Annotated in this window: 1 pseudogene; it reads left to right on the top strand. The window is 62.9% G+C overall.

The annotated features are described in order from the left end of the window. Window positions 1-553 (top strand): annotated as a pseudogene (locus tag ARC63_RS04055) (TonB-dependent receptor); the annotation flags it as partial.

The following is a 553-nucleotide window of genomic DNA, read 5'->3' as shown; positions in this document are numbered from 1 at the left end:
CGGGCGCGGACTGGAGCAACATCAGCCAGAACGGTTCGTGGTGCGACCCGGCGCTCTACAAGTGCAACACCGGTGACGCGGTGTTCAAGACGCTCAACCGTGGCGGCGACCCGAAGAATCCGAACGACTACCACCCGATCACGCCGGCCGAGTTCGCCAACGGCAACGACCAGATGCACCTGCAGACCGGCATCGAGCGTCGCTCGCTGTTCCTCAGCACGGACTACGCGCTGAGCGACCAGATCAAGTTCGCCGCCGACATCGGCTACAACGAGCGCACCACCGACCAGCAGATCGCGGGCTACCCGTACCAGTCGACCAAGTTCGGCACGCCCCTGGACGCAGCCAGCGTATTCAATCCGCTCGACCACGGCATCGCGTTCAATCGCCGCCTGTGGGAAGTGCCGCGCACGACCGAAAGCAAGCTGAAGTCGCTGCGCATTGCACCAAGCCTGTCCGGCTACTTCGAACTGGGCGCCAAGACGTACGACTGGGAAGTCGGTGCGCTGTTCAACCGCAATGAAGTCACAAAAACAGGCCGTGGCGACATGAG

The sequence above is a fragment of the Stenotrophomonas geniculata ATCC 19374 = JCM 13324 genome (assembly GCF_001431625.1).
GTDB lineage: Bacteria > Pseudomonadota > Gammaproteobacteria > Xanthomonadales > Xanthomonadaceae > Stenotrophomonas > Stenotrophomonas geniculata.
The sequence above is the reverse complement of the archived record's forward strand: the minus strand, read 5'-3'. Positions and strand labels throughout refer to the sequence as shown.